This window comes from uncultured Streptococcus sp., assembly GCF_963521255.1.
In the GTDB taxonomy this organism is placed as follows: Bacteria; Bacillota; Bacilli; order Lactobacillales; family Streptococcaceae; genus Streptococcus.
This window is the reverse complement of the sequence record NZ_CAUQTU010000006.1, coordinates 1-25,154: the sequence shown is the minus strand read 5'-3', so window position 1 is coordinate 25,154 and position 25,154 is coordinate 1. Positions and strand designations below refer to the sequence as shown.

Here is a 25,154-nt window from a genome sequence, read left to right as displayed (position 1 = left end):
TTTTTATGTCATAAAACAAGAACTGTTTGGACATCATTCATTTTAAAATTTTCTATGTTCAAACGATAATAAAATAGGGGCTCTAAACCCTTGCTATGAAAGGAAAAAACTCAATGGCTACTATTCAATGGTTTCCTGGTCACATGTCTAAAGCTCGTCGACAGGTTCAGGAAAATTTAAAATTTGTTGATTTTGTGACGATTTTGGTGGATGCACGCTTACCTTTATCTAGTCAAAATCCTATGTTAACCAAGATTGTTGGTGACAAACCAAAACTCTTGATTTTAAACAAGGTAGACTTGGCCGATCCAGCAATAACCAAAGAATGGCGTCAATATTTTGAATCACAAGGAATCCAGACGCTAGCTATCAACTCCAAAGAGCAAGTGACTGTAAAAGTTGTGACAGATGCTGCCAAAAAGCTCATGGCTGATAAGATTGCTCGTCAGAAAGAACGTGGTATCAAGATTGAAACCTTGCGTACCATGATTATCGGGATTCCAAATGCTGGTAAATCAACTCTCATGAACCGTTTGGCTGGTAAAAAAATTGCCGTTGTCGGCAATAAACCAGGTGTTACCAAGGGACAACAATGGCTTAAAACCAATAAAGATCTGGAAATCTTGGATACACCGGGAATTCTTTGGCCTAAGTTTGAGGATGAAACTGTTGCGCTTAAGTTGGCCTTGACTGGAGCTATCAAAGACCAGTTGCTTCCTATGGATGAAGTAACCATTTTTGGTCTCAATTATTTCAAAGAACATTATCCAGAAAAGCTGGCTGAACGCTTCAAACAAATGAAAATTGATGAAGAAGCGCCTGTTATTATTATGGATATGACCCGTGCCCTCGGTTTCCGTGACGACTATGATCGTTTTTACAGCCTCTTCGTGAAGGAAGTCCGTGATGGCAAACTCGGTAACTATACCTTAGATACATTGGAAGACCTCGATGGCGACGATTAAAGAAATCAAAGAACTCCTTGCTACAGTCAAGGACCTTAATAGCCCTATTTTTTTAGATCTTGAAAAGGATAATCGCTCTGGAGTTCAAAAGGAAATCAGCAAGCGTAAAAAAGCTATTCAGGCAGAATTGGATGAGGATCTTCGTTTGGAATCCATGCTTTCCTATGAAAAAGAACTTTATAAGCAAGGATTGACCTTAATTGCTGGTGTTGATGAGGTTGGCCGTGGTCCTCTGGCTGGGCCTGTAGTCGCTGCAGCCGTTATTTTACCTAAAAATTGTAAAATTAAATACCTCAACGACAGCAAAAAAATTCCTAAAAAGAAACATCTGAAGATTTTCCAAGCAGTTCAAGACCAAGCCTTGTCAATCGGCATTGGTATCATGGATAATCAGATCATCGACCAAGTCAATATCTATGAAGCAACCAAACTGGCCATGCAGGAAGCAATCTCTCAGCTCAGTCCTCAACCAGAACACCTTTTGATAGATGCCATGAAGTTGGAGTTGCCAATTTCACAAACGTCCATCATCAAAGGAGATGCCAACTCCCTCTCTATCGCAGCAGCATCTATAGTAGCCAAGGTGACACGTGATGAATTGATGAGGGACTACGATCAGCAGTTCCCTGGCTATGATTTTACTGCTAATGCAGGATATGGAACTGCTAAACACCTAGAAGGCCTCACAAAACTAGGAGTTACCCCAATTCACCGAACCAGCTTTGAACCCGTTAAATCACTGGTTTCAGGAGAAAAAGAAAGTTAAGTTAGAAGGAATGATTATGGAGGAACAGTCAGAAACACTCAGTTCCAAGAAAGAATTTGCCTTTGCCTCGAGTACCATATTATCCCAAGTTGGACGAGGAATCATTGTTGGTCTCGTTGTTGGGATCATCGTCGGATCCTTTCGGTTTTCAATCGAAAAAGGCTTCCACCTGATACAAGGACTTTATCAAGATCAAGCGCACCTAGTGCGCAATCTTTTTATCATTAGTCTATTTTATTTAATAGTTTGTTGGCTCAGTGCGAAATTAACTCGGTCAGAAAAAGATATCAAGGGTTCAGGAATTCCTCAAGTTGAAGCCGAATTAAAGGGACTCATGACTCTCAACTGGTGGGGCGTTCTTTGGAAAAAATATGTTTTAGGAATTCTCGCTATTGCAAGTGGACTCATGCTAGGGCGTGAGGGACCCAGTATTCAACTTGGAGCAGTCGGTGGTAAAGGTATTGCCAAGTGGCTTAAATCCAGTCCAGTAGAGGAGCGTTCCTTGATTGCAAGTGGAGCTGCAGCAGGTTTAGCCGCAGCCTTTAATGCACCAATTGCTGGACTTCTCTTTGTCGTAGAAGAAGTTTATCACCATTTTTCACGCTTTTTCTGGGTATCTACTCTCGCAGCCAGTCTCGTAGCAAACTTTGTTTCTCTTCTCATATTTGGCCTAACACCCGTACTAGATATGCCAGACAATATCCCACTCATGACCCTAGACCAGTATTGGATTTACCTCCTCATGGGAATTTTTCTGGGAATTTCCGGTTTTCTCTATGAGAAAGCTGTACTCAATGTTGGTCGAGTTTATGACTGGCTTGGTCAAAAAATCCGTTTGGATAGAGCTTATTACCCAATTCTTGCCTTTATTCTCATCATACCTGTCGGGATCTTCTTGCCACAAATCCTTGGAGGTGGAAATCAGCTTGTTCTTTCCCTAACTGAGCAAAATTTTAGTTTCCAAGTTCTATTAGCTTACTTTTTGATTCGCTTTGTTTGGAGCATGATTAGCTATGGAAGTGGCCTTCCAGGAGGAATTTTTCTACCCATTCTGGCACTTGGTTCCTTGCTTGGTGCCCTAGTTGGTGTCATTTGTGTGAATATTGGACTTATCAGTCAGGAGCAATTCCCTATATTTGTCATTCTGGGAATGAGTGGCTATTTTGGAGCAATATCAAAGGCCCCCTTAACCGCTATGATTCTGGTAACCGAAATGGTAGGAGATATTCGCAACCTCATGCCACTTGGATTAGTAACCCTAGTTTCCTATATCATCATGGATTTACTTAAAGGTGCGCCAGTCTATGAGGCTATGTTGGAAAAAATGTTGCCTGAAGAAGCTTCAGATGAAGGAGAAGTCACTCTCATTGAAATCCCTGTTTCAGATAAAATAGCAGGTAAACAGGTTCATGAACTCAACCTGCCACACAATGTCCTCATCACAACTCAAGTTCATAATGGCAAAAGCCAAACCGTTAACGGTTCAACCAGAATGTATCTGGGGGATATGATCCACTTGGTAATTCCAAAAAGTGAAATTGGGAAAGTCAAAGATTTGTTGTTGTAGAAGTTTTTTTACATAATTTATATTATGTAAAAAAACTTGATTAAATACATTAGAATACCGATTCTCAGCAATGAGGTCGGTTATTTTTTACTGCAGAGGCATTTCACATATAACTAATTGAACTTTGGTAAAAATAAGACTTTAATCAAGTTAGAAATGATGAAGCATAAAGCTATAAAGGAGTTTACTGTATCAAATCTGTACAGTAAGATTGAAATCATGAAAAAGAAAACAATAGCAATTATACAATGTATTTTGTATCTCATAGCTCCTTATATAGCTCTTCAGTTATTTAGAATGAACAGAAATATCGTTACTGATAATCTCTTTTTTATTTTCCTTATTCTGTTGACTATTTCATTCTGGTTTAGTATTTGGAAACTAGAAAAAGCACTAAATAATGATTAACAATAGAAAATCAAAAGATTTAGATCTGTTTTACACAGATTTAAGTCTTTTTTATCACTTTGATAATGTATATTTTAGACAATTTTGGATGAAAATTTTTTTAGTAAAACTGGAAATTTTTGTACCTTTCCCTATACAGTGGATAAACCCTTGATACGACTGAGTTTAAGGGGTAATGTACACTCTCTAAAAAATGTACTTTATAATTAAAAAACTCTATAACATCTTTCCGAAAAACTATAATTTTCTTGAAAAATATATAAGCCTATGCTATACTACTAGTAGACTTATTTATGGAGAAAATACATGAAACGTGAGATTTTACTGGAACGAATCGACAAACTAAAACAAATCATGCCCTGGTATGTTCTTGAATACTACCAATCTAAGCTTGCTGTTCCTTACAGTTTTACAACCTTGTACGAATACCTCAAGGAATATGATCGATTTTTCAGCTGGGTTTTAGAGTCTGGTATCTCAAACGCCGATAAAATATCTGATATTCCTTTATCTGTCTTGGAAAATATGTCTAAGAAAGACATGGAAGCTTTTATCCTTTATCTACGTGAACGTCCTTTGCTGAATGCTAATACAACCAAGCAAGGAGTTTCTCAGACAACAATCAATCGGACTTTATCAGCACTTTCTAGTCTTTATAAGTATTTGACTGAGGAAGTTGAAAACGATCAGGGAGAGCCTTATTTCTATCGTAATGTAATGAAGAAAGTTTCAACAAAGAAAAAGAAAGAAACGCTTGCTGCAAGAGCTGAAAACATCAAGCAAAAACTCTTTTTAGGTGATGAAACAGAAGGTTTCCTAACTTATATTGACCAAGAGTACCCACAACAACTTTCAAATCGCGCTCTCTCATCATTTAACAAAAATAAAGAACGTGATTTGGCCATTATTGCCCTTCTCTTGGCGTCTGGTGTCCGCTTATCTGAAGCTGTTAATCTAGATCTAAGAGATCTCAATCTTAAAATGATGGTTATCGATGTCACTCGAAAAGGGGGCAAACGTGACTCGGTCAATGTCGCTGCCTTTGCAAAACCTTATCTAGAGAATTATCTGGCCATTCGGAATCAACGCTATAAGACAGAAAAAACAGATACAGCCCTTTTTTTGACACTCTATCGAGGTGTTCCCAATCGTATCGATGCTTCCAGCGTTGAAAAAATGGTTGCTAAGTATTCTGAGGACTTCAAAGTCCGTGTAACACCTCATAAACTACGCCATACCCTAGCAACTAGGCTCTATGATGCCACTAAATCGCAAGTTTTAGTCAGCCACCAACTAGGACACGCCAGTACACAAGTCACAGACCTCTATACTCATATCGTCAATGATGAACAAAAGAATGCCTTGGATAGTTTATGATTTTACGTAATATAACTTATGTAAAATATATGTCAAGAAAAGAAGCTGCTAAAAATAAGCAACTTCTTTTTCTTTATATTTGATACCAGTAAAGTAGCTTGGAATATCAATTGTTTCTATATTTTTGAAATTCTCATTTGCCTACTACTAATTTAACTATAGCAAAAATAATGCAGATAAGGAAGGATATTTTTGCTTGCAGGAATTCTAAAAATCAAGCTTTTCTAGATTCAAATCTCTTCATAATCACAGTCAAACGCCAACGGTAGAGTGCCCCACTCACAATCAGACTAATAATCAAACCAATCCAGTAAGAATAAGCTCCAAAATCTGTTAGGGAATCAAATACCATAGCCACTGGGATTGCTACGCCCCAATAACCAAGCAAACCAAGGTAAAAAGGAATAACTGTATCCTTATACCCCCGCAAAATTCCCTGGAGCGGTGCTGCAAAGGTATCTGCTAACTGGAAAAAGAGGCTGTAAGTCAAAAAGCGCGCTGTCAAATCGATAAATTCTGGCTCGTTACCATAAAGACTGGCCACATTTCCTCTAAAAATGTAAAGGAAAGTTAAAGTGAAGGCCGCAAAAATGAGGGCAGTCCATCTTCCTAGACCAATATAGGTCTTCGCATCACCAAATCGCTTGGCTCCCACTTCATAAGACACGACAATGGCCATAGCCGATGAGATACTCATAGGAAAGGCGTACATGAGACTTGAAAAATTCATAGCTGACTGGTGACTAGCGATAATCAAGGACGAAAACTTCGCCATAATCAAGCCAACCACGGAGAAAATAGCCACTTCTGCGAAGACAGTTCCCCCAATAGGCAAACCTAAGCGAACCCCTTCCTTGATTTTATCCATATTAAGTGGAATGCGCTTCTCAAGATGTAAAGATTTAAGCTTCTCCTGTTTAAATAAAACCAGAACAGAAATTCCCAGTAAAACCCAGTAGGCCAAGGAAGTACCTAAACCAGAGCCAGCACCTCCCAACTCTGGAACACCAAAGGCTCCGAAAATCAAGAAATAGTTAAATCCACTATTGAGTGGAAGTAACAAAAGCATGAGGTACATGGACAGTTTGGTCAGCCCTAGCGAATCCAGCAAGGAACGAATAACACTAAAGAGCAATAAGGGGATAATCCCAATAGATAAAAACCATAGATAGCGAACCGCTACTGCTGCCACTGGTGCCTCTAGTCCGATATGATTCAAGACAGGAGGTGCCAGAAAAAGTACTAGTCCCAGCAAGACCACGGATAGGCCTAAGGCCAGATAGATGAACTGGTAAAAATCAGACGCAACCTCTTCCTTTTTTCCTCGACCAAGATGGTGACCAATGATAGGCACCAAGGCTGACACAATCCCTGTCAGGAAGGTAAAGAAAGGATTCCAAATACTGGTTGCCATAGACACGCCGGCCAAGTCCATAGTGCTGTATTGACCTGTCATAGTCGTATCAACAAAGGATGCAGAATAATTGGCAAATTGATAAATCAGGATAGGGAAAAATATCTTTAAAAATAAGATAAACTTGTCTTTGAAATGATGGGTTTGGTACATATAGGCTCTCTATTCTTTTTGTTTACAGAGCAGACTCCCACCTAGTTTTGATAGACGATTTGTCCCTTACAGATGGTATATTTAACCTGCCCTTTTAAGGTTTCACCGATGAATGGTGAATTAGCTGCTTTGGAAGCAAAATGGGAGTCCACAAGGCGGTCAGCCTTAGCATCAAAAATAGTAATATCCGCTGGACCATTCTCAGCCAAGTAACCTGCTTCAAAGTTGTAAAGCTTGGCTGGGTTGTAGGCCATCTTTTCAAGCAATTCCATCAAGGTCAATTCCCCAGCTTCCACCAAATAAGTCAAACCGAGAGACAGAGAGGTTTCTAAACCTGTCATACCAGATGGTGCTTTGGTTATATCCTCAACATTTTTCTCATCAGCGTGATGAGGCGCGTGGTCTGTCGCAATAACTGTGATGACCCCAGATTTGAGACCTTCGATAACAGCACGACGGTCTGATTCCAAACGAAGCGGCGGATTCATTTTAGCATTGCTACCTTGAGTTAAAAGGAGAGCTTCTGTCTTAGAGAAATGCTGTGGCGCTACCTCTGCTGTGACTTGCGTACCCAATCCTTGAGCAAACTCCACTACTTTAACACTTTCTTCCTTAGACAAATGCTGGATATGGACATGAGCCTTGGTTGCATAGGCAATCATGACATCACGCGCCATCATAGCATACTCAGCCACCCCAGTCGCACCGCATATATGGAAATGTTCTTTAGCGATATTTTCATTAAAGCCAAGAATCCCATTCAAACCTGGATCTTCCTCATGGAGACTGATAAAAGTATTAAGCTTTTTAGCTTCCTCCATGGCTTCCTTGATCACTTTACTGCTCTCAAGAGGAATACCATCATCAGAAAAACCAACCGCACCTGCTTCTAAGAGTGCCTTAAAGTCTGTCAAATCTTGGCCATTAAAGTTCTTAGTAATGGTCGCAACTGTCTTGACATTAATCTTTTCCTTGGCAGCTGACTGGAGAACTTCTTGTAAAGTCTCCACATCTGAAATAGTTGGACTAGTATTAGCCATCATGACAACCGTTGTAAAACCACCTGCAGCAGCTGCTAGGGCACCAGTATGGATATCCTCCTTGTGGGTTTGACCAGGTTCACGGAAATGAACATGAATATCAACCAAGCCAGGAGCAACGACTAGACCAGTAGCATCAAGTACCTCTGCTCCTTCTTCCTTGATCTCAGGCGCAATTTTGACAATTTTCCCATCTTGAACTAAGACATCACAAACTTGATCCAAACTAGACTTGGGATCCATTACACGACCATTTTTGATTAGTAGCATCTACTTTCTCCTTTATTCATAGAAATCAACTTGGGTATCCAACAATTTATCCCCATCATAAACAAACTTGGCTGAAAAGAAGGGCTTATCCTCTAAAAGCCACTCAACAAAGGTATGGTCACCTTCCCAAGTAGGCTTGCTCAGAACTTCATCATAGGGAACCCATTCCAGCGTCCCCTCATTACAGTCAATCAAGTCGCCCTCAAACTCTGTCACCTTAAAAACATAGGTGTACCAGTCTAAATCTGGTGTAAATTCAGGAAAAGTGATAACACCTTTTAGAACTGGCTTGGCTTTGAGCCCTGTTTCTTCAAGGATTTCACGCGCCGCGCATTCTTGAGGTGTCTCACCACGCTCTAGCTTACCACCCACACCAATCCATTTCCCTTTATGAACATCATTGGGTTTCTTATTGCGGTGGAGCATGAGTAGTTCTTTCCCGTTATCAATGTAGCAAATCGTCGCTAACTGAGGCATATTTTCTCCTTATCTAAGCCAATCGATTGGCTCTTGTCCTGTCTCTTTTAAGAATGCATTGGCCTTGGAAAAAGGCTTGGAACCCCAAAATCCTCTGTAAACAGATAAAGGACTGGGATGGGCTGATTCAATAATCAAGTGGTGAGGATTGGTAACCAGAGCCTTTTTCCTGCGTGCGTAGGCTCCCCAGAGCACAAAGACTACTGGTCTATCTAGATGATTGACCACCTGAATCACAGCATCTGTAAAAGGCTCCCATATCTGACCAGCATGACCATTGGCCTGACCGGCAGGAACCGTCAAACAAGCATTAAGAAGCAAGACTCCTTGCTCAGCCCAAACCGTCAAGTCATGGGATTTCTTTACTCCGATATCATCTGACAATTCTTTTAAGATATTTTGCAAGGATGGCGGAGCTGGGATAGAGTCAGGAACAGAAAAACTCAAGCCCTGCGCCTGACCTGGTCCATGATAAGGATCCTGTCCTAAAATCACCACCTTCACGTCTTCTAGGGGTGTGGACAAGAGAGCCTGAAAAACCTTTTCCTTGGGTGGATAAATAGTCCCCTGAGCATAGACTTGCTCCATAAACTGATTTATTTTACCGAAATAACCTTCAGGTAATTGCTCCTTAATCAAAGCATGCCAAGACGAGTGTTCCATAGCCGACTCCTTCGTTTTTACTGCCTCTATTATAGCAAAAAGTGGCTATCTAAACCACTTTTTACAGTTTATCTAAATAATCCAGCAAGTCTTGGTAAGAATGGACTTCGTAAGTCGGCTGGGCTTGTGTGTGATTTTCAACGCGATGAGGATTGTACCAGATAGTGTCAATCCCCGCATTATTGCCACCTTGAATGTCGGCGGTTAGGGAATCTCCAATCATCAGCGTCTTTTCTTTGCTAAAACCTGCAATCTGTTGACCAATTTTTTCATAAAAGAGAGCATCTGGCTTTTGTGTTTGCAACTGTTCAGAGATAAATACTTGATTAAAATACGGTGCTAGACCAGATTGAGCCAAACGACCTGTCTGAATGACAGTAATGCCATTTGTCGCAGCATACAGCTCATAATCTCGCTCAATGAGGCTGTCTAAGAGTTCATTAGCGCCTGAAAAAGTTTGTCCCTGCTGGGCGAGGTAAAATTGATAACGCTGGGCTAGAAAACTACCATCTTTTTCCTGTTCAAAGTGAGCAAATAAACGAGAAAAGCGCGTGTTAACCAGCTCTTGTTTACTAATTTTCTTTTGCTCCAAGTCCTTCCAGAGAGCCTTGTTCATAGGAACGTAATAATCTTTATAAGCCTGAATATCTGCAACCTCTTCTTCTTTTAGAAGTTGCGTTAAAGCCACATCCTCAGCAGCATCAAAATCAAGAAGAGTGTGGTCGAGGTCGAAAAGTAGAAATTTGTAAGACAATTTGAGGTTTTCCTTTCTAAGATAAAGAACTTTCACTTCATTCGGTTGTTTAATGTAAAAACTTAAAAGTGGTAAAGTATAACAAAAATAATCGTTCCAATTGATTAACTAACCCATACTATTCTAGTGAATTATAGAAAAATCTTCTATAAATTCGAGCAATAGTTAAAATACAAACAAATATAATTCCCAAAATAGATAACACTATTTTCACAAAATTCATTTCAGAGCCTATTACATAGATATGAAAAAGAGGGGCTAGTCCTACACATAGAGACAATAGATAATTACTAAATCTTATCTCACCAATTCCTGCAAAAAAATGTTTCATTTTAAATATCCCAATTTTACCTTTCATCTTTATAAGCCACTAACAACTCTATTGACTTCTCTTTTTTTTGAAAAATCTTGACAGCAAATTTACTCCACTTAATGCCACTAAAATTTCAATGGGCAAAAAATAGTAATCCCATATCAAATGAGAAATCAGCAATGTTAGAAATAGTATACAGTCAATATAACTATTCTGAAAATACTCTGTAATTACATAATACAGATATACCACAACCATCAAAATTAAAACAACCATCATAATACTATTATCCTGTCCTTCTCACTAACGCTATTTCCAAAATTTAATTTTTTTATGACTTAGTAACGTAATTCCAATTAGCAATACACCTAATATAAATAAAAGTATTTCCCAAAATTTATTCTCAGTTTTAATAAAAGGTATAAGATACATACTAACCAATAGGGAACTTACTCCTAAAAGAGCAAAGACCATTCTGATTTTATCACTTAGTTTAAACATATTTAATTCCCCATAAAATAAGCATTGACTACGTTTACTGTAACATTCCCCCTTCTTTATGTAGAGATAATCCCCCATCAAGACACCTCATCTCTTCTTACTCAATAGCAACATAATTATTTGGTGATACGAGTTTCATAAGATTTCTTCTCTTTAACGTTGGATGGTTAGGATAGTTCTCTAATAAGTAATCGTCGACTGCGTTTATAAAGCACTTTGTTACCTAGATAAGATATCCTTTCACCATTTGATTTTGAAGAGAAGTAAGATTTAACCATATTTATCTCATTTCTTATTTTTAAATAACTCATACTCTTTTTCTCTGATAAAGGGAAGTGAGAAATTAGAAAAAATTAGTAGAATTGAAAATAGGTATCCATCTTTTTGCATTGCTAAAACATAGCCTAAAAATAAATAGACAATCAAATCTAGTACAAAAAGAGAAAATATCCTCCTTTTCATTACCTCACTTGTCTTAAAGATTCTGTTTAATAGAATCTTTATCGTAGTATCTACACAAATTTTTGTCAAAAAGATAAGAGTCAATACACGATTATCAACTGTACCATGAAGAATAAATGGAAATATAGTTAATATAAAACTAAAAATCTCTAAATATTTGATCCAAGGAGATTGAGACATCTTACTTTTAAACTGACTGATTTTCCTATACTCGCTAGCTAATCTAGTATCAAAATCTCTACCAATTTTATTAAAGATTAAGAACTCCAGGATAAAAATACTGATTAATACGATATAAGTAGAAACCTTTCCTGGGAAAAATTTATTGATTAAAATTGGAAAACTCATTAACAGAATCGAGTTTATAGCCAGACAAATGGATACTATTTTATTCTTCACAGAGTATATAGGTAACGATACTATTGAATAGAGAAACGCTAAAAAAATAAGCAAAAGATACTCAGTACTGCTAATTAACGGCGCCCTTAATGATAAAAATAGATAGGCACTCCACACGATGATATGCGCTTTACGCATTGATTCTAGATTACTCATCTACCTACTCCTAAATCTATTTTTAGTTCACATTCTCTTCCCAACAAGTCATAAACATTTCATGATATTTCCTTCTTTTACATTAGTTAAAATTGAAGTACATTTTTTGCAAGTGAAAATATTATTATTATTTGAAAACCCCAAATATCTATCCCTCTTCTAGACCTAAACCAAGTCAGATTAAAGATACAAATATAATGATAAGGCTTTCTTTTACTTTAGACTACCATAAAACAAGGAATCTTTCAGCAAAATTCATTGGTAAAACACTAGCCTATACAATTGACAACCCAAATCTTTCAGAATAGATCAATCCTAACTATAGAATACCCTAACTTCATAAATATATATGCAATTCTAAAGCTAGAATTGCTCAAAAACAAGGAAAAAACTATTCTAAACTTAGAAAAACCTTTCCTAAATTTCATTGTCACTTGAACTAATGAGACTTACAATTCTTCTGATGTGCTTTGAGCTTTTTCATAGTCCAATCATAGTGGCTGGAGGTGCTACTGACAAAGTAGGAACCCAGACTTGTCCCTCCTGTCCACTTATAGACACCTTTGGTAAAGAGTTCGTCATTGCTAAAAACTTCTATCAACTCTAAAACCTCTTTATGCGATTGCTCTAGTAGTCTAGTCGCTTCTTCTAAAGAAGTTTTCTGGTGCTTCTTCCAAAAAGCGACATTCATTTGTCCATAAGTTTTCCAATTATAAGACTCAGGTAGAAAAGGTTTCTCATGACCCTTTTGATTAGAATGGACCCAAGTCAAAAGTAACTGCTGCCATTCATAAAGATGGATCAGAACATCTCTTAGATTTTTATCTCTTTTCCAGTGGGCTTCTTTTTTCTTTTGGTCTCTTGAAAAATCAAATGGAGTCTGTAGCTCATCTTCACTTAGTCGGGAAATGAAACGATTGAGCTTTTCATAGTTTTCCTTAGAGGCCAGCATTAGCTCCTCTTTTGTTTTCGGTCTAGGCACAGGAGTACTACCTTCATATCTCTAGTTATTATTAGAAATTTTTTAGCCTTTAAATCTCTATAACTTATCCTTTAATTTCTCAACAAAGAGATAGGCTGCTGGACAGGTCAAAGTATTCTTAATCGTCAAATGGTTGATTTGATGGATTTTTTTCCTGTCTGTATGGGGAAATTCACGACAGGCCTTTGGACGAACATCATAGATGGAACAGAGATTATCTCCTCCTAAAAATGGGCAGGGCATGGATTTAAAAACCTTATCACCATCTTCATCTACCTGCAGAAACTCCGCTTCAAAAGCTGGTAATTTCATCTTAAAGTACTTGGCGATTCGTGTAATATCTGCTTCTTTAAAGTCAGGCCCCAAAGTCTTACAACAGTTAGCACAGGCGGTGCAATCAATCTCCTCAAAAACTTCTTGGTGAATCTGCTGGGCTATCTTATCTAGATTTTTTGGTGGCTTTTTCTTTAAATTGGCTAAAACTTTACGATGCTCCTTCTGCTTTTGTAAGGCTAGCTGGTGGTAGTACTCAATATCAATTTCTTTAGACATGGTTTCTCTCTTATTCTATTTGTTTCCTCCTATTATATCACGCCTCTGTTCCATTGAAAAGTAGACTTTATAGAACCATGCTTTTCCAAAATGCGTCAAAAAACCTTGCAACTAGGTTACAAGGTTGATTACATTAATCGAAGTTAACGTATTCTTTTTGAAGTTCAAGAACTTCTTCCATTGTTGAACACTCTGTAAGGGCACGGTTAGCGTACTCTTCCATCTTAGCAGTGTCCAATTTCTTCATCAAGCTACGTGTACGAAGTACAGATGTTGCTGACATAGAGAATTCATCCAAGCCCATTCCGACAAGAAGTGGAACAGCTTTTTGGTCACCAGCCATCTCACCACACATACCAGCCCATTTACCTTCAGCGTGAGCTGCCTTGATAACGTTGTTGATCAAGCGAAGGATTGATGGGTTATATGGTTGGTAAAGGTATGAAACTTGTTCGTTCATACGGTCTGCCGCCATTGAGTATTGGATCAAGTCGTTTGTACCAATTGACATGAAGTCTACTTCTTTTGCAAATTGGTCTGCAAGCATTGCTGCTGCAGGGATTTCAATCATGATACCAACTTGGATATCATCCGCAACTGCAACACCTTCAGCAAGAAGGTTTGCTTTTTCTTCTTCATAAACCGCTTTAGCTGCACGGAATTCTTTCAAAAGGGCAACCATTGGGAACATGATACGCAATTGACCATGAACAGAAGCACGAAGAAGGGCACGGATTTGTGTACGGAACATCGCATCTCCAGTCTCAGAAATAGAGATACGAAGGGCACGGAAGCCAAGGAATGGGTTCATTTCGTGTGGCATATCGAAGTAAGGAAGTTCCTTATCTCCACCAATATCCATTGTACGAACAACCACTGGTTTACCATTCATTCCCTCAAGAACAGCCTTGTATGCTTCATACTGCTCATCTTCAGTTGGGAAGTCTTGAGAATCCATGTACAAGAACTCTGTACGGTAAAGTCCAACAGCTTCTGCACCGTTGTTGTTAACACCTTCAACGTCTTTTGGAGTACCGATGTTAGCAGCCAACTCGAAGTGTTTACCGTCAGCAGTCACTGTTTGAGCATCTTTCAAAAGTGCCCACTCAGCTTTTTGTTTAGCATAAGCTTCACCAGCTGCTTTAAATTCTGCCGCTTGTTCATCTGTTGGGTTGATAATCACTTCACCAGTAATTCCGTTAACAGCAAGGATATCACCATCTTTCACCACTTCAGTGATGTTATTTGTTCCCAATACAGCTGCAATTTCAAGTGTACGTGCCATGATAGCTGAGTGACTTGTACGTCCACCGATGTTTGTTACAAAAGCTTTTACAAAGTTTTTGTCCAATTGAGCTGTATCAGATGGTGTCAAGTCATGTGCAATCACGATTACTTCTTCGTTAATAGAAGCTGGGTTTGGCAATTTTTTACCAAGAAGGTTTGCCAATACACGTTTTGTCACGTCGCGGATATCCGCTGCACGTTCTTGCATGTATGGGTTGTCTTCCATGCCTTCAAAGATAGTGATGAACATGTCAGTCACTTCTTTAAGACCTGCTTCAGCATTGACTTTCTTAGCACGGATTGTTTCTTTAATCTGACCAATCAATTCTGGGTCAGCAAGAACCATCAAATGAGCGTCAAAAACTTGAGCCGCTTCTTCACCAAGCGTACCTACAGCTTTCTCGCGGATAAGAGAAAGCTCGTTTTGAGAAGCTTCAAGAGCAACATCCAAACGAGCCTCTTCTGCGTTTGTATCTTCGACTGAAACAGTCTCGAATGACAAATCCGGTTGAACGAGTAGATATGCTTTTGCAACTGCAACACCGTCAGATGCTGCGATTCCTTTAAGCATTTCTGTCATTTTCCTTATGCCAATCCTTCTTTTTCCATTGTTTCTGAGATTGCAGCGATAGCGTCATCTGCATCTGCACCTTCAGCTGAGATAGTTACGTCAGCACCTTGGCCAACACCAAGACTCATAACACCCATGATTGATTTAAGGTTAACTGATTTACCTTTGTACTCAAGAGTGATATCTGAAGCAAATTTGCTAGCAGTTTGTACCAACAATGTTGCTGGACGTGCGTGAATACCTGTTTCTGCCACTACGTGGAAATCTTTAGAAGCCATAGTTTGACTCTCCTTTTGTTCTTTCTTTTTTGAGTTATATGTGATAACCCTTACAATTTGGTATTATATCATCTTCTAGGATTTTTTTCAAGCATTTTATGGGATTTATTCGATTTCCTTTCAGATAACTTGCTGAAAATCTTCTATCCTAGATGGCAAAACACAGGATATAGTTTTTCAAAAAACAAATCATAGGATAATTATCACTATTTCACAAAGCAAACACTACATATTGTGTTTTGTTAGGTTATGTAGAAAAATAGACCACTATATTTAGTTTTAAATCATTGACAAAAATTTATTTTCTGATATACTAGGATAGAATTAAATTTTAAAGAGGAGTTACACAATGGTAACCGTTTATTCTAAAAACAACTGTGTCCAATGTAAAATGACCAAGCGTTTCTTGGACAGTAATAATGTCACTTATCGTGAAATCAATCTTGATGAGCAACCTGAGTACATCGATCAAGTTAAAGAGCTCGGTTTCAGCGCAGCTCCTGTTATCCAAACACCAACTGAAGTCTTTTCAGGTTTCCAACCAGGAAAATTGAAACAATTAGCATAATCTTAGTACATCATCCAGAAGAAACTGCTTCTAGGGCTAACTTAGAAGCCTTTCTTTTGTAATTAGATAAGGAAAATTTTATGGGATTAAAACATCTTGAAGACGTGACTTACTTCCGTCTCAATAACGAAATCAACCGTCCTGTTAATGGACAAATCATGCTTCACAAAGATAAAGAAGCCTTGGATGCCTTCTTTAAAGAAAATGTAGTTCCAAACACTATGGTTTTTGATTCAATCAAGGATAAAATCAACTACCTCATTGAACACAACTACATCGAAACAGCTTTTATCAAGAAATACCGTCCAGAGTTTTTGGAAGAATTGTCTCAATTTATCAAAGATCAAAATTTCCAATTCAAGTCTTTCATGGCTGCCTATAAGTTTTACAATCAATATGCCTTGAAGACAAACGACGGTGAATATTATCTTGAAAGTATGGAAGACCGTGTCTTCTTTAATGCCCTTTATTTCGCTGATGGGAATGAAGCTGTTGCCATCGATATTGCCAATGAAATCATCCACCAACGCTACCAACCTGCTACTCCTTCTTTCCTCAATGCTGGACGTGCTCGTCGTGGGGAGTTGGTATCTTGCTTCCTGATCCAAGTAACGGATGATATGAACTCTATCGGACGTTCTATCAACTCAGCTCTTCAACTTTCACGTATCGGTGGTGGTGTGGGAATTACCCTCAGCAACCTTCGTGAAGCTGGTGCACCTATCAAAGGTTATGAAGGAGCAGCTTCTGGGGTCGTACCAGTTATGAAGCTCTTCGAAGACAGCTTCTCTTACTCAAACCAATTAGGTCAACGTCAAGGTGCTGGGGTTGTTTACCTCAATGTCTTTCACCCAGATATCATCGCCTTCCTTTCAACTAAGAAAGAAAATGCCGATGAAAAAGTTCGTGTTAAGACTCTTTCACTCGGTGTCGTGGTTCCAGATAAATTCTACGAATTGGCGCGTAAAAATGAAGAAATGTACCTCTTCAGCCCTTATTCTGTCGAAAAAGAGTATGGTGTACCTTTCAACTACATCGACATTACTGAAAAATACGATGAACTAGTCTCAAATCCAAACATTCGCAAGACAAAAATCAAGGCGCGTGATTTGGAAACGGAAATCTCTAAATTGCAACAAGAGTCTGGCTATCCTTATGTAGTCAACATTGATACGGCTAACCGTTCAAATCCTGTTGATGGAAAAATCATCATGAGTAACTTGTGTTCTGAGATTCTTCAAGTCCAAGAACCAAGCTTGATTAACGATGCTCAAGAATTCCTTCAAATGGGGACGGACGTTTCATGTAACCTTGGTTCAACTAACGTAGTTAACATGATGACCTCACCTGACTTTGGTCGTTCTATCCGTGCTATGGTTCGTGCTCTTACTTTCGTTACAGATAGTTCGCACATCGTGGCTGTGCCTACGATTGACCATGGAAATAGCCAAGCTCACACCTTTGGTCTTGGTGCTATGGGACTTCACAGCTACCTTGCCCAACAATTGATTGAATATGGATCGCCTGAGTCTGTTGAATTTACAAGCATCTACTTTATGCTTATGAACTACTGGACTTTGGTTGAGTCAAACAATATCGCGCGTGAACGTGGTATCACCTTCCACAATTTTGAAAAATCAGATTATGCTAAGGGAAGCTACTTTGACAAGTATATTACAGGCGAGTTTGTTCCAAAATCAGAACGTGTTAAAGAACTCTTCAAAGATGTCTTTATCCCTAGTGTTGCTGATTGGGCTGAACTTCGCGACAAGGTTCAAGCAGATGGACTTTACCACCAAAACCGTCTAGCTGTTGCTCCAAATGGTTCGATCAGTTACATCAATGACGTTTCTGCTTCTATCCACCCGATTACGCAACGTATCGAAGAACGTCAAGAAAAGAAAATCGGGAAAATCTACTACCCTGCTGCTGGCTTGTCAACAGAAACCATTCCTTACTACACTTCTGCTTACGACATGGATATGCGTAAAGTGATTGATGTTTACGCTGCTGCAACAGAGCACGTGGATCAAGGACTTTCACTCACTCTCTTCATGCGTAGTGACATTCCAAAAGATCTTTACGAATGGAAGAAAGAAAACAAACAAACGACACGTGACTTGTCTATCCTTCGTAACTATGCCTTTAACAAGGGCATCAAGTCTATCTACTACGTCCGTACCTTTACAGATGATGGTGGAGAAGTCGGTGCCAACCAGTGTGAAAGCTGTGTGATTTAATGGAAAAAATTTTTACTACTTGTTTAAATAGTAAATGGGGGCCAATTTACGTTATACTTGTTTTTGGCTCCATGACTTTTATTGCTTACTCCGCAATAAAAGAATATGATACCATTGAAATAGGTTCTATAAAACTAAGCAAGGCTGCATAATAATTACTATTACATTGGAGAAATACACCTTATGGAAACTTACTACAAAGCCATTAACTGGAATGCCATTGAAGATGTCATCGACAAATCAACTTGGGAAAAGCTGACGGAGCAATTCTGGCTCGATACACGTATTCCCTTGTCAAACGACTTGGATGACTGGAGAAAGCTATCTAACAAAGAGAAAGACTTGGTCGGAAAAGTCTTTGGTGGTTTAACCCTTCTTGATACCATGCAATCTGAAACTGGGGTTCAAGCCCTTCGCGGAGACATCCGTACACCTCATGAGGAAGCTGTTTTCAATAACATCCAATTTATGGAATCTGTCCATGCTAAATCTTATTCATCAATCTTTTCTACCTTGAATACCAAGGCTGAGATTGAAGAAATTTTCGAATGGACCAATACCAATCCTTATCTACAAAAGAAGGCGGAAATCGTCAACGAAATCTACCTAAACGGTAGCCCACTTGAAAAGAAAGTTGCCAGTGTCTTCCTTGAAACCTTCCTCTTCTACTCAGGTTTCTTCACTCCCCTCTACTATCTTGGGAACAACAAGCTAGCCAATGTTGCGGAAATCATCAAATTGATTATTCGTGATGAGTCTGTTCACGGAACCTACATCGGTTATAAATTCCAACTTGGTTTTAATGAATTACCTGAAGAAGAGCAAGAAAAACTCAAGGATTGGATGTACGATCTACTCTATACTCTTTATGAAAATGAAGAAGGCTATACAGAAAGCCTCTATGACGATGTTGGTTGGACGGAAGAAGTCAAAACCTTCCTTCGCTACAATGCCAACAAGGCACTCATGAATCTGGGACAAGATCCACTCTTCCCAGATTCAGCTGATGATGTCAACCCAATCGTTATGAACGGTATTTCAACAGGAACTTCCAACCACGACTTCTTCTCTCAAGTCGGAAATGGTTACCTTCTTGGCGAAGTTGAAGCCATGCAAGATGATGACTACAACTACGGTTTGGACTAATTCAATTATCCCAGAACTGATAACAAATATCATGGTTTGTTTAAAACAACCATGATATTTTTGTTTTTGTTTTCTTTTGTTTTTTAAATTGATTGATTGAACACTTTATGATAAAATAGTAATAGAAATAGAGGTGATAAGGATGTTAAAGCAGGAAAAACTAGATAATATTCTAGAAACGGTAAATACAAAGGGAACTATTACTGTAAAAGAAATCATGACTCGCTTGGATGTATCAGATATGACTGCTAGACGCTACTTGCAAGAGTTGGCAGACAAGGATCTACTTGTTCGGGTTCACGGTGGAGCTGAAAAAATTCGCACAGGTTCTATTTTAAATAATGAACGTTCCAATATTGAAAAACAAAGCTTACAGATTGCAGAAAAACAAGAAATCAGTCGTTTTGCAGGCCATTTAATTGATGAGGGTGAAACTATTTTTATCGGCCCTGGTACCACCTTAGAATCTTTTGCCCATGAACTTCCAATTGATAATATTCGTGTTGTAACAAACAGTTTACCAGTCTTTCTCATCCTAAACGAACGAAAACTAACAGATTTGATTTTAATTGGTGGAAACTATCGCTCTATTACTGGAGCATTTGTGGGAACACTAACCTTGCAAAACTTGGCTAATCTACAATTTTCTAAAGCCTTCGTTAGCTGTAATGGTATTAAGGATAATGCGATTGCGACCTTTAGTGAAGAGGAAGGTGAATCCCAACGCATCGCTCTCAACAATTCCAATAAAAAATACTTACTAGCTGACCATAGTAAGTTCAATAAATTTGATTTCTATACCTTCTACAATATCTCTGATATTGATACTATTGTTTCGGACTCAAAATTAAATAAAGAAGCCTTTTCTCAACTTTCAAAACAAACAAAAATTATTCTTTCTAAACCATAAAACTGAGGATTGATAAAATATAAAATGCGTCATATCAAGAAAATAAGAATCTTGATATGACGCATTTTTTGATGAAGATTTTTACAAAGAGTTTCCTAGATTCTTTATGATTGTTGAAACGGCATAAAATCTGAATCAAAGGAGATATTATCCCGTTCTTCAGGACTGATAAAATTTAAAAAGATATTTTTAAATTCTTCCAGCTCATAGTCTGAATGGCAAATCCATTCTTTACCGGTAGAGACATACCATTTCCCAAGTTTCGTCAGCTCCTCATTAGTCAAACAAGGTATTTGAGAACATTTATCGAAATTGATAATATAAACTTTTTCATAAATTGATTGGATAAAATCTTTGAACATCTTTATTCCTCACTAGAATTCTATATCTAATTACTAATTCTACTACTCAATCACTTGAGTTTCTGATACTTTCTTGTACCAGTGAGCTGATTTCTTAGGATAACGTTCTTGAGTTTCAAAGTCTACATAGAAGAGACCGTAACGTTTTTCATAACCGTTTGACCATGAGAAGACATCCATCAATGACCAAATAAAGTAACCTTTTACATTAGCTCCATCTGCAATAGCATCAGATAATACTTCCAAGTGTTGTTTCACATAATCAATACGTCCATCATCGTAAACAGTGTTATCAACGAACTCATCTTTATATCCAAGACCATTTTCAGTGATGTAGATTTTCTTGTAGTTCGGATAATCTTTCTTCACACGCATGATTTGGTCATACAAACCTTGAGGATAGATAATCCAATCCCAATCTGTACGTGGTACATAATCAGGAGCTACACGACGACCAATACCTTTGATTTGGTATTTAGAGCTTCCTTTCTCGCCCTTACCATTATGGATAATTTCAGTTTCTCCATCAAAGGCTTCCATCCAGTCACTCATATAATAGTTGATTCCTAGGAAGTCGTTCAAGTCTTTTGCAGCTTCTAATGCTGTGAAATCTTCTTCACGAAGATCTAAGCTACCGCCATTGACTGATAAAATATGGTTGACACCTTCCATCGTTTCATCGGAATAGCGTCCAAGATAAGTTGCATCCAAAATAAATTTATTGTGGATGATATCTTCCAACTCAGCTGCACGAACATCTGCTGGATTTTTAGGATCCAAAGGATACTTGGTTGGCAGAGCGTGAACAACACCAATTTCACCTTTATATCCTTTATCTTTATATAGTTTTACAGCGCGTGCATGAGACACCATCATATTGTGGTGCGATTGGAAAACTTTAGCAAGGTCGTACTGAATACCTGGAGGGAATTTCCCAACCAAGTATTGACCATCACCGATTGGCCCAATTTCATTAAAGGTTGTCCAATAGTTTACTTCTGGGAATTCTTCAAAACAGAAAGCCGCGTAGTCTACAAAGTGTTCGATATTTTCACGGTTTAAGAAGTCTCCATTTGAATGTAGAGCTTCTGGCGTATCAAAGTGATGAAGAGTTACAAATGGCTCAACGTGACGTTTGTGACACTCTGCAAATAAATTATGATAAAACTCAACACCTTTCTGATTTACTTGACCGTAACCGGTTGGGAAAATACGTGACCAAGCAATAGAAATTCGAATACCATTGACACCATACTCTTCTGCTAGCTTTAGGTCAACTGGGTATCGATTGTAAAAATCACTGGCTGGTTCTGCAGTGTACCAATAGTTATCTTCAAGATATTTATCCCACGCAACTGGTCCTTTTCCATCAGTATGTGTAGCACCTTCTGCTTGATAAGCAGCTGTAGCACCACCGAAAATAAAGTCTTTTGGAAGTGTTTTTGTCATTTTTTCACCTATTTCTTGATTTAAAATAAAGTAAAAGTGAGAGGAGAGGAGTCAGTGAGCCATCCTTCTCCATCTCACTTCTTGTAGCAAGTCACCGAATTGTGACATGAGGAGGTAAAAACGATATCTTTTTACCGACGAATTAACAAGGCGATTAGGAAATTCGCCATAGCGATTTCCGTAACGATAGGAGACTGTTTTATAGTCCCTATCGTTAATCGAATTGAGCTTGTACAAATGCAAGAGCACCTTTTCCATCACGAGTTAGTTTGATGTATTGAGCGCCCTCTGTTTTCGCAAGTTTAATATCGAGTTTATCAGTTTCTGCTTTCATATCTTCAAAGTTTGAAGCAACTTGAGGAGCAAGGATAACAAGATCAAACTCTGGCAACATTTCACGGTGAGCACCATAGCCACCTGCTGCTGCTTTCACAGGAACATTGTATTCTGCAGCTGCCTTATTCAAAGCATTCGCAAGAAGTCCACTTGTCCCTCCACCTGCACAGAGAACGAGGACATTTGTTTCCTTTGTAATTGTATTTTGTGCTGCATCGACACCCGCTTTTTCAAGAATAGCATCTGCTTTTGCAGTGTTGAAGTTTGCAGCAACTTTTTCTTTCAATTCATCATTAGATTTACCTGAACGCTCTTCTTCAAGAATTTGTTCATCATAGACCTTAAGGAATGGATAGTAAATGACTACGTCAACCACGATTAGAAGGGCAGCAAGAGCGAATGATAAGAACTGGAAGTTTGTACCAAGGACAATCCCCAAAGGTCCAGGAGTAACCCATGGAAGGTTGGCAGTAAATGAGTTCATGCCAAGTGTTTCGATAAAGAACTTAAAGATCCATACGTTTGCAATTGGTGCAAAGATGAATGGAATGAAGAAAATCGGGTTCAATACAAGCGGTGCACCAAACAAGATTGGTTCATTTACACCGAAGAAGGTAGGAACTACTGAAGCACGTCCGATTGCACGGTTACGTTTTGATTTTGTTAACCACATGAACATGAATGGAACAACCAGTGTCGCACCTGTACCACCCATGGTAACGATAAACATTTGTGTACCAGAAGTAAGAATCTTGTCAGCGTGCATCCCTTGTTGGAGAAGGTTCAAGTTGACTTCGGCATTAGCATAGGTAATAGCTGCGATAGCTGGTTCAACGATAGATGGACCATGGATACCAACAAACCAGAAGAAGGCAAAGGCACCAAAGATAATGGTAATACCAAGATAGCCATCAGCTGCAGAGAAGAGTGGTGCAAAGAATTTACCGATTGATTCCGCTACACTAGCACCAACAAAATGACGAGCTAGTAAATCAAGAGCATAAAGTGAAACAACTGAGAGAGTGAATGGAATCACATCTTTAAAGACTTGTGAGATATTAGGTGGAACTTCGTCAGGCATACGAATAGTGACGTTGTTCTTAACACAAACCTTATAGATGGCTACAGTCACAAAGGCTGCTAGGAAGGCTGAAAGCAAACCTTTTGTTCCGAGGAATCCTGTTGCAAAGCCACCTTCAATTGGATCAGCTGCCAACATCAATAATCCAACAATAGCAGCTAATAGAGTTGACATATAGTTGATTTGGTTGGTTTTCTCCATGCTACGGTTAACAGAGTCTGTTAATGATTTAGCAGTCGTACCAGCTAGCAAAAGTGCGAGAATACCCATAGAATAGCTATAAGGTTTCATCAGAAAGGCTACAACTTCATCAGACCATTTAAAGCCCCATGAGTTTGGTACAAAGGCAATCAAGATAAAAATACTTGAGAAGAGAATAACAGGCATACCTGCAATGAAACCATCACGAATAGCACGAAGATAGATATTACGAGATAGTTTCTCAAAGAAAGGTTTTCCTTTCTCAATAAATGCGATGAGTTTATTCATTATTTAACTCCTCTCTTGTAGAGTTCGATTAAGTGGTGCATCAAATCTTTTAACAAGATGGTTGTCATCAAGTGGTCTTGGCCATGCATCATGGTCACACTATAAGCTAAGTCTTCACCAGAAGCTTCCTTAGTCAATAGACTTGTTTGAGCGTGGTGAGCCTCTGCAATACAGCTACCAGCTTCCTCTACCAGAGCGTCCGCTTTTGCAAAATCACCAGCTTCAGCAGCCTTCAAGGCTTCCAATAGTTTTGAACGAGCATCGCCAGCATAGGCTACGATTTCAAAACCTAACAATGTTACTTCTTCTCTATTCATGATAGAGACCTCCTTATATGTTATAATTTATTATTTTAAAGCAATCTTTGGATATGTAAGATTATATAAATACGTTCACTTCTATGAAGTTCAACACCAGTTTCACAAGCGATAATCTTGTAAATCTCATTACCTATTTCATAAGCTAGTGGATAGGCAACCTTTATATGATCTTCCATATCTAATAAAGAAGAGTTATCACTTCTACTTCTATCAAGGTATTCAAGAAAATAATTTAAATGAACCATAAATCGGTCGAATAAATGAGAATTTCTTTTTGTTCTTTCGATTTTATATTCTTTGAGTTTCGATTTAACCTTGTCAATTATTATTCTTGAGCGATTAATCTGGATTTTATCTGATTGATTTTCACCGCTTTTAGCATTTATAAAATGAAGTGCAATTCTATCAATCTCATTATCCGGAAAACTGTCCAACAGTTTATCTTTAAAAATTTTTAATGCTTTTTTCGACATTATATATTCTGTTGGATACTCATGAGATACATCAGGCAGTTTGTTAAATTCATAGTTTCCCTTATGTATCGCCTGATAAGAACAATAAATATGATCTGTTAATGTTACGTATAAGTATTCTTGTACAGGATAATTGAATTCAGTAGTTAGATCATTAATAACTTCATAAGTAACTGTGATAAAATCGAGTGGAATATCCTTCAACAGTGCTAAAAAGTTATTCTTAGACTCTTCAGTATTTAATCTAAAAACTTTTTCAATTTTACTCTGTATAATGATATCACCCTTTTTCTTTTGAAAAGCTATTCCATTACCCGTAATCATAACTTCTTCATGATTTTCATTTTTTGCCAGAGTAACATTGTTATTAATAACACTAACAATTCTAAACATCTACTTCTCCCTTCCTAATATAATATAAATTG

The 25,154-nt window shown here is 38.2% G+C and carries 25 protein-coding genes; 8 read left to right on the top strand and 17 right to left on the bottom strand.

Going from position 1 to position 25,154, the window contains the following annotated elements; genetic code table 11:
* Nucleotides 1-113: 113 nt before the first annotated feature.
* From ylqF to xerS, 4 genes are all read left to right on the top strand, one after another.
* Nucleotides 114-965 carry a ribosome biogenesis GTPase YlqF gene (gene ylqF / locus RWP09_RS05555; RefSeq protein ID WP_314434902.1) on the top strand — a complete coding sequence of 284 codons (852 nt, stop codon included), beginning with the start codon at nucleotides 114-116 and terminating at the stop codon, nucleotides 963-965.
* A complete protein-coding gene (locus tag RWP09_RS05550) occupies nucleotides 952-1,731 on the top strand; it encodes a ribonuclease HII (protein ID WP_314434899.1) in 780 nt (259 codons plus the stop codon). The genes ylqF and RWP09_RS05550 overlap by 14 nt, the downstream gene beginning before the upstream one ends.
* A gap of 16 nt (nucleotides 1,732-1,747) precedes the next feature.
* Nucleotides 1,748-3,298, top strand: a complete 1,551-nt coding sequence (locus tag RWP09_RS05545; protein WP_314434898.1) for a chloride channel protein — start codon at nucleotides 1,748-1,750, stop codon at nucleotides 3,296-3,298.
* 714 nt (nucleotides 3,299-4,012) lie between these two features.
* Nucleotides 4,013-5,083, top strand: a complete 1,071-nt coding sequence (gene xerS, locus RWP09_RS05540) for a tyrosine recombinase XerS (protein WP_314434894.1) — start codon at nucleotides 4,013-4,015, stop codon at nucleotides 5,081-5,083.
* A gap of 214 nt (nucleotides 5,084-5,297) precedes the next feature.
* On the opposite strand, the gene pdrM is transcribed toward xerS, so the two are convergent.
* From pdrM to RWP09_RS05475, 12 genes are all read right to left on the bottom strand, one after another.
* Complete coding sequence (gene pdrM, locus RWP09_RS05535) at nucleotides 5,298-6,650, bottom strand: sodium-coupled multidrug efflux MATE transporter PdrM (RefSeq protein ID WP_314434891.1); 1,353 nt, start codon at nucleotides 6,648-6,650, stop codon at nucleotides 5,298-5,300.
* Between the two features lie 41 nt (nucleotides 6,651-6,691).
* Entirely contained in the window at nucleotides 6,692-7,960 is a 1,269-nt protein-coding gene (locus RWP09_RS05530) for a dihydroorotase (protein ID WP_314434889.1), read from the bottom strand.
* Nucleotides 7,961-7,972: 12 nt separating this feature from the next.
* Nucleotides 7,973-8,437: an 8-oxo-dGTP diphosphatase gene (locus tag RWP09_RS05525; RefSeq protein WP_001135786.1), complete on the bottom strand. Its 465-nt coding sequence runs from the start codon at nucleotides 8,435-8,437 to the stop codon at nucleotides 7,973-7,975.
* A 9-nt stretch (nucleotides 8,438-8,446) separates the two neighbouring features.
* Entirely contained in the window at nucleotides 8,447-9,100 is a 654-nt protein-coding gene (locus tag RWP09_RS05520; RefSeq protein ID WP_314434880.1) for a uracil-DNA glycosylase, read from the bottom strand.
* A gap of 61 nt (nucleotides 9,101-9,161) precedes the next feature.
* Nucleotides 9,162-9,854, bottom strand: a complete 693-nt coding sequence (locus RWP09_RS05515; RefSeq protein WP_314434878.1) for a YjjG family noncanonical pyrimidine nucleotidase — start codon at nucleotides 9,852-9,854, stop codon at nucleotides 9,162-9,164.
* A gap of 118 nt (nucleotides 9,855-9,972) precedes the next feature.
* Nucleotides 9,973-10,185, bottom strand: a complete 213-nt coding sequence (locus tag RWP09_RS05510) for a hypothetical protein (RefSeq protein WP_025169680.1) — start codon at nucleotides 10,183-10,185, stop codon at nucleotides 9,973-9,975.
* 48 nt (nucleotides 10,186-10,233) lie between these two features.
* Entirely contained in the window at nucleotides 10,234-10,446 is a 213-nt protein-coding gene (locus RWP09_RS05505) for a hypothetical protein (protein WP_228113490.1), read from the bottom strand.
* Between the two features lie 507 nt (nucleotides 10,447-10,953).
* A complete protein-coding gene (locus tag RWP09_RS05495) occupies nucleotides 10,954-11,685 on the bottom strand; it encodes a hypothetical protein (protein WP_314434870.1) in 732 nt (243 codons plus the stop codon).
* A 439-nt stretch (nucleotides 11,686-12,124) separates the two neighbouring features.
* Nucleotides 12,125-12,667 (bottom strand): ClbS/DfsB family four-helix bundle protein, encoded by a 543-nt coding sequence (locus tag RWP09_RS05490; protein ID WP_314434867.1) that lies wholly within the window; start codon nucleotides 12,665-12,667, stop codon nucleotides 12,125-12,127.
* 57 nt (nucleotides 12,668-12,724) lie between these two features.
* Nucleotides 12,725-13,219 (bottom strand): YkgJ family cysteine cluster protein, encoded by a 495-nt coding sequence (locus RWP09_RS05485; protein WP_000031481.1) that lies wholly within the window; start codon nucleotides 13,217-13,219, stop codon nucleotides 12,725-12,727.
* A 133-nt stretch (nucleotides 13,220-13,352) separates the two neighbouring features.
* Complete coding sequence (gene ptsP, locus RWP09_RS05480) at nucleotides 13,353-15,086, bottom strand: phosphoenolpyruvate--protein phosphotransferase (protein ID WP_004241506.1); 1,734 nt, start codon at nucleotides 15,084-15,086, stop codon at nucleotides 13,353-13,355.
* A 5-nt stretch (nucleotides 15,087-15,091) separates the two neighbouring features.
* Nucleotides 15,092-15,355 carry a phosphocarrier protein HPr gene (locus RWP09_RS05475; RefSeq protein ID WP_000146947.1) on the bottom strand — a complete coding sequence of 88 codons (264 nt, stop codon included), beginning with the start codon at nucleotides 15,353-15,355 and terminating at the stop codon, nucleotides 15,092-15,094.
* 349 nt (nucleotides 15,356-15,704) lie between these two features.
* On the opposite strand from RWP09_RS05475, the gene nrdH reads away from it, so the two are divergent.
* The 4 genes from nrdH (at nucleotide 15,705) to RWP09_RS05455 (ending at nucleotide 20,219) form a co-directional block, all read left to right on the top strand.
* The gene (nrdH, locus tag RWP09_RS05470; RefSeq protein ID WP_049500732.1) at nucleotides 15,705-15,923 is read left to right on the top strand and encodes a glutaredoxin-like protein NrdH; all 219 of its coding nucleotides are present in this window, start codon (nucleotides 15,705-15,707) and stop codon (nucleotides 15,921-15,923) included.
* An 80-nt stretch (nucleotides 15,924-16,003) separates the two neighbouring features.
* Complete coding sequence (nrdE, locus tag RWP09_RS05465) at nucleotides 16,004-18,163, top strand: class 1b ribonucleoside-diphosphate reductase subunit alpha (protein ID WP_314434863.1); 2,160 nt, start codon at nucleotides 16,004-16,006, stop codon at nucleotides 18,161-18,163.
* 183 nt (nucleotides 18,164-18,346) lie between these two features.
* Nucleotides 18,347-19,309, top strand: a complete 963-nt coding sequence (gene nrdF / locus RWP09_RS05460; RefSeq protein ID WP_314434861.1) for a class 1b ribonucleoside-diphosphate reductase subunit beta — start codon at nucleotides 18,347-18,349, stop codon at nucleotides 19,307-19,309.
* A gap of 142 nt (nucleotides 19,310-19,451) precedes the next feature.
* Nucleotides 19,452-20,219 (top strand): DeoR/GlpR family DNA-binding transcription regulator, encoded by a 768-nt coding sequence (locus RWP09_RS05455; protein ID WP_314434859.1) that lies wholly within the window; start codon nucleotides 19,452-19,454, stop codon nucleotides 20,217-20,219.
* 104 nt (nucleotides 20,220-20,323) lie between these two features.
* Here RWP09_RS05455 and RWP09_RS05450 read toward each other — a convergent pair whose 3' ends face one another.
* From RWP09_RS05450 to RWP09_RS05430, 5 genes are all read right to left on the bottom strand, one after another.
* Nucleotides 20,324-20,581, bottom strand: a complete 258-nt coding sequence (locus RWP09_RS05450) for a DUF3884 family protein (RefSeq protein WP_314434856.1) — start codon at nucleotides 20,579-20,581, stop codon at nucleotides 20,324-20,326.
* 42 nt (nucleotides 20,582-20,623) lie between these two features.
* Entirely contained in the window at nucleotides 20,624-22,030 is a 1,407-nt protein-coding gene (gene lacG, locus RWP09_RS05445) for a 6-phospho-beta-galactosidase (protein WP_314434853.1), read from the bottom strand.
* Between the two features lie 214 nt (nucleotides 22,031-22,244).
* Nucleotides 22,245-23,936 carry a lactose-specific PTS transporter subunit EIIC gene (locus RWP09_RS05440; protein WP_314434850.1) on the bottom strand — a complete coding sequence of 564 codons (1,692 nt, stop codon included), beginning with the start codon at nucleotides 23,934-23,936 and terminating at the stop codon, nucleotides 22,245-22,247.
* The gene (locus tag RWP09_RS05435) at nucleotides 23,936-24,253 is read right to left on the bottom strand and encodes a PTS lactose/cellobiose transporter subunit IIA (protein WP_039704004.1); all 318 of its coding nucleotides are present in this window, start codon (nucleotides 24,251-24,253) and stop codon (nucleotides 23,936-23,938) included. The genes RWP09_RS05440 and RWP09_RS05435 overlap by 1 nt, the downstream gene beginning before the upstream one ends.
* A gap of 35 nt (nucleotides 24,254-24,288) precedes the next feature.
* Complete coding sequence (locus RWP09_RS05430; RefSeq protein WP_314434848.1) at nucleotides 24,289-25,122, bottom strand: PRD domain-containing protein; 834 nt, start codon at nucleotides 25,120-25,122, stop codon at nucleotides 24,289-24,291.
* Nucleotides 25,123-25,154 lie beyond the last annotated feature (32 nt).

What these genes read in the sequence shown, in the direction of transcription:
- RWP09_RS05450 (WP_314434856.1), bottom strand. Translation starts at nt 20,581, where the DNA reads ATGTTCAAAGATTTTATCCAATCAATTTATGAAAAAGTTTATATTATC.
- RWP09_RS05430 (WP_314434848.1), bottom strand. Translation starts at nt 25,122, where the DNA reads ATGTTTAGAATTGTTAGTGTTATTAATAACAATGTTACTCTGGCAAAA.
- RWP09_RS05495 (WP_314434870.1), bottom strand. Translation starts at nt 11,685, where the DNA reads ATGAGTAATCTAGAATCAATGCGTAAAGCGCATATCATCGTGTGGAGT.
- nrdH (WP_049500732.1), top strand. Translation starts at nt 15,705, where the DNA reads ATGGTAACCGTTTATTCTAAAAACAACTGTGTCCAATGTAAAATGACC.
- ylqF (WP_314434902.1), top strand. Translation starts at nt 114, where the DNA reads ATGGCTACTATTCAATGGTTTCCTGGTCACATGTCTAAAGCTCGTCGA.
- RWP09_RS05435 (WP_039704004.1), bottom strand. Translation starts at nt 24,253, where the DNA reads ATGAATAGAGAAGAAGTAACATTGTTAGGTTTTGAAATCGTAGCCTAT.
- RWP09_RS05550 (WP_314434899.1), top strand. Translation starts at nt 952, where the DNA reads ATGGCGACGATTAAAGAAATCAAAGAACTCCTTGCTACAGTCAAGGAC.
- RWP09_RS05530 (WP_314434889.1), bottom strand. Translation starts at nt 7,960, where the DNA reads ATGCTACTAATCAAAAATGGTCGTGTAATGGATCCCAAGTCTAGTTTG.
- RWP09_RS05475 (WP_000146947.1), bottom strand. Translation starts at nt 15,355, where the DNA reads ATGGCTTCTAAAGATTTCCACGTAGTGGCAGAAACAGGTATTCACGCA.
- lacG (WP_314434853.1), bottom strand. Translation starts at nt 22,030, where the DNA reads ATGACAAAAACACTTCCAAAAGACTTTATTTTCGGTGGTGCTACAGCT.
- ptsP (WP_004241506.1), bottom strand. Translation starts at nt 15,086, where the DNA reads ATGACAGAAATGCTTAAAGGAATCGCAGCATCTGACGGTGTTGCAGTT.
- pdrM (WP_314434891.1), bottom strand. Translation starts at nt 6,650, where the DNA reads ATGTACCAAACCCATCATTTCAAAGACAAGTTTATCTTATTTTTAAAG.
- xerS (WP_314434894.1), top strand. Translation starts at nt 4,013, where the DNA reads ATGAAACGTGAGATTTTACTGGAACGAATCGACAAACTAAAACAAATC.
- RWP09_RS05485 (WP_000031481.1), bottom strand. Translation starts at nt 13,219, where the DNA reads ATGTCTAAAGAAATTGATATTGAGTACTACCACCAGCTAGCCTTACAA.
- RWP09_RS05520 (WP_314434880.1), bottom strand. Translation starts at nt 9,100, where the DNA reads ATGGAACACTCGTCTTGGCATGCTTTGATTAAGGAGCAATTACCTGAA.
- RWP09_RS05440 (WP_314434850.1), bottom strand. Translation starts at nt 23,936, where the DNA reads ATGAATAAACTCATCGCATTTATTGAGAAAGGAAAACCTTTCTTTGAG.
- nrdF (WP_314434861.1), top strand. Translation starts at nt 18,347, where the DNA reads ATGGAAACTTACTACAAAGCCATTAACTGGAATGCCATTGAAGATGTC.
- RWP09_RS05545 (WP_314434898.1), top strand. Translation starts at nt 1,748, where the DNA reads ATGGAGGAACAGTCAGAAACACTCAGTTCCAAGAAAGAATTTGCCTTT.
- RWP09_RS05525 (WP_001135786.1), bottom strand. Translation starts at nt 8,437, where the DNA reads ATGCCTCAGTTAGCGACGATTTGCTACATTGATAACGGGAAAGAACTA.
- RWP09_RS05505 (WP_228113490.1), bottom strand. Translation starts at nt 10,446, where the DNA reads ATGATGGTTGTTTTAATTTTGATGGTTGTGGTATATCTGTATTATGTA.
- RWP09_RS05510 (WP_025169680.1), bottom strand. Translation starts at nt 10,185, where the DNA reads ATGAAACATTTTTTTGCAGGAATTGGTGAGATAAGATTTAGTAATTAT.
- RWP09_RS05455 (WP_314434859.1), top strand. Translation starts at nt 19,452, where the DNA reads ATGTTAAAGCAGGAAAAACTAGATAATATTCTAGAAACGGTAAATACA.
- nrdE (WP_314434863.1), top strand. Translation starts at nt 16,004, where the DNA reads ATGGGATTAAAACATCTTGAAGACGTGACTTACTTCCGTCTCAATAAC.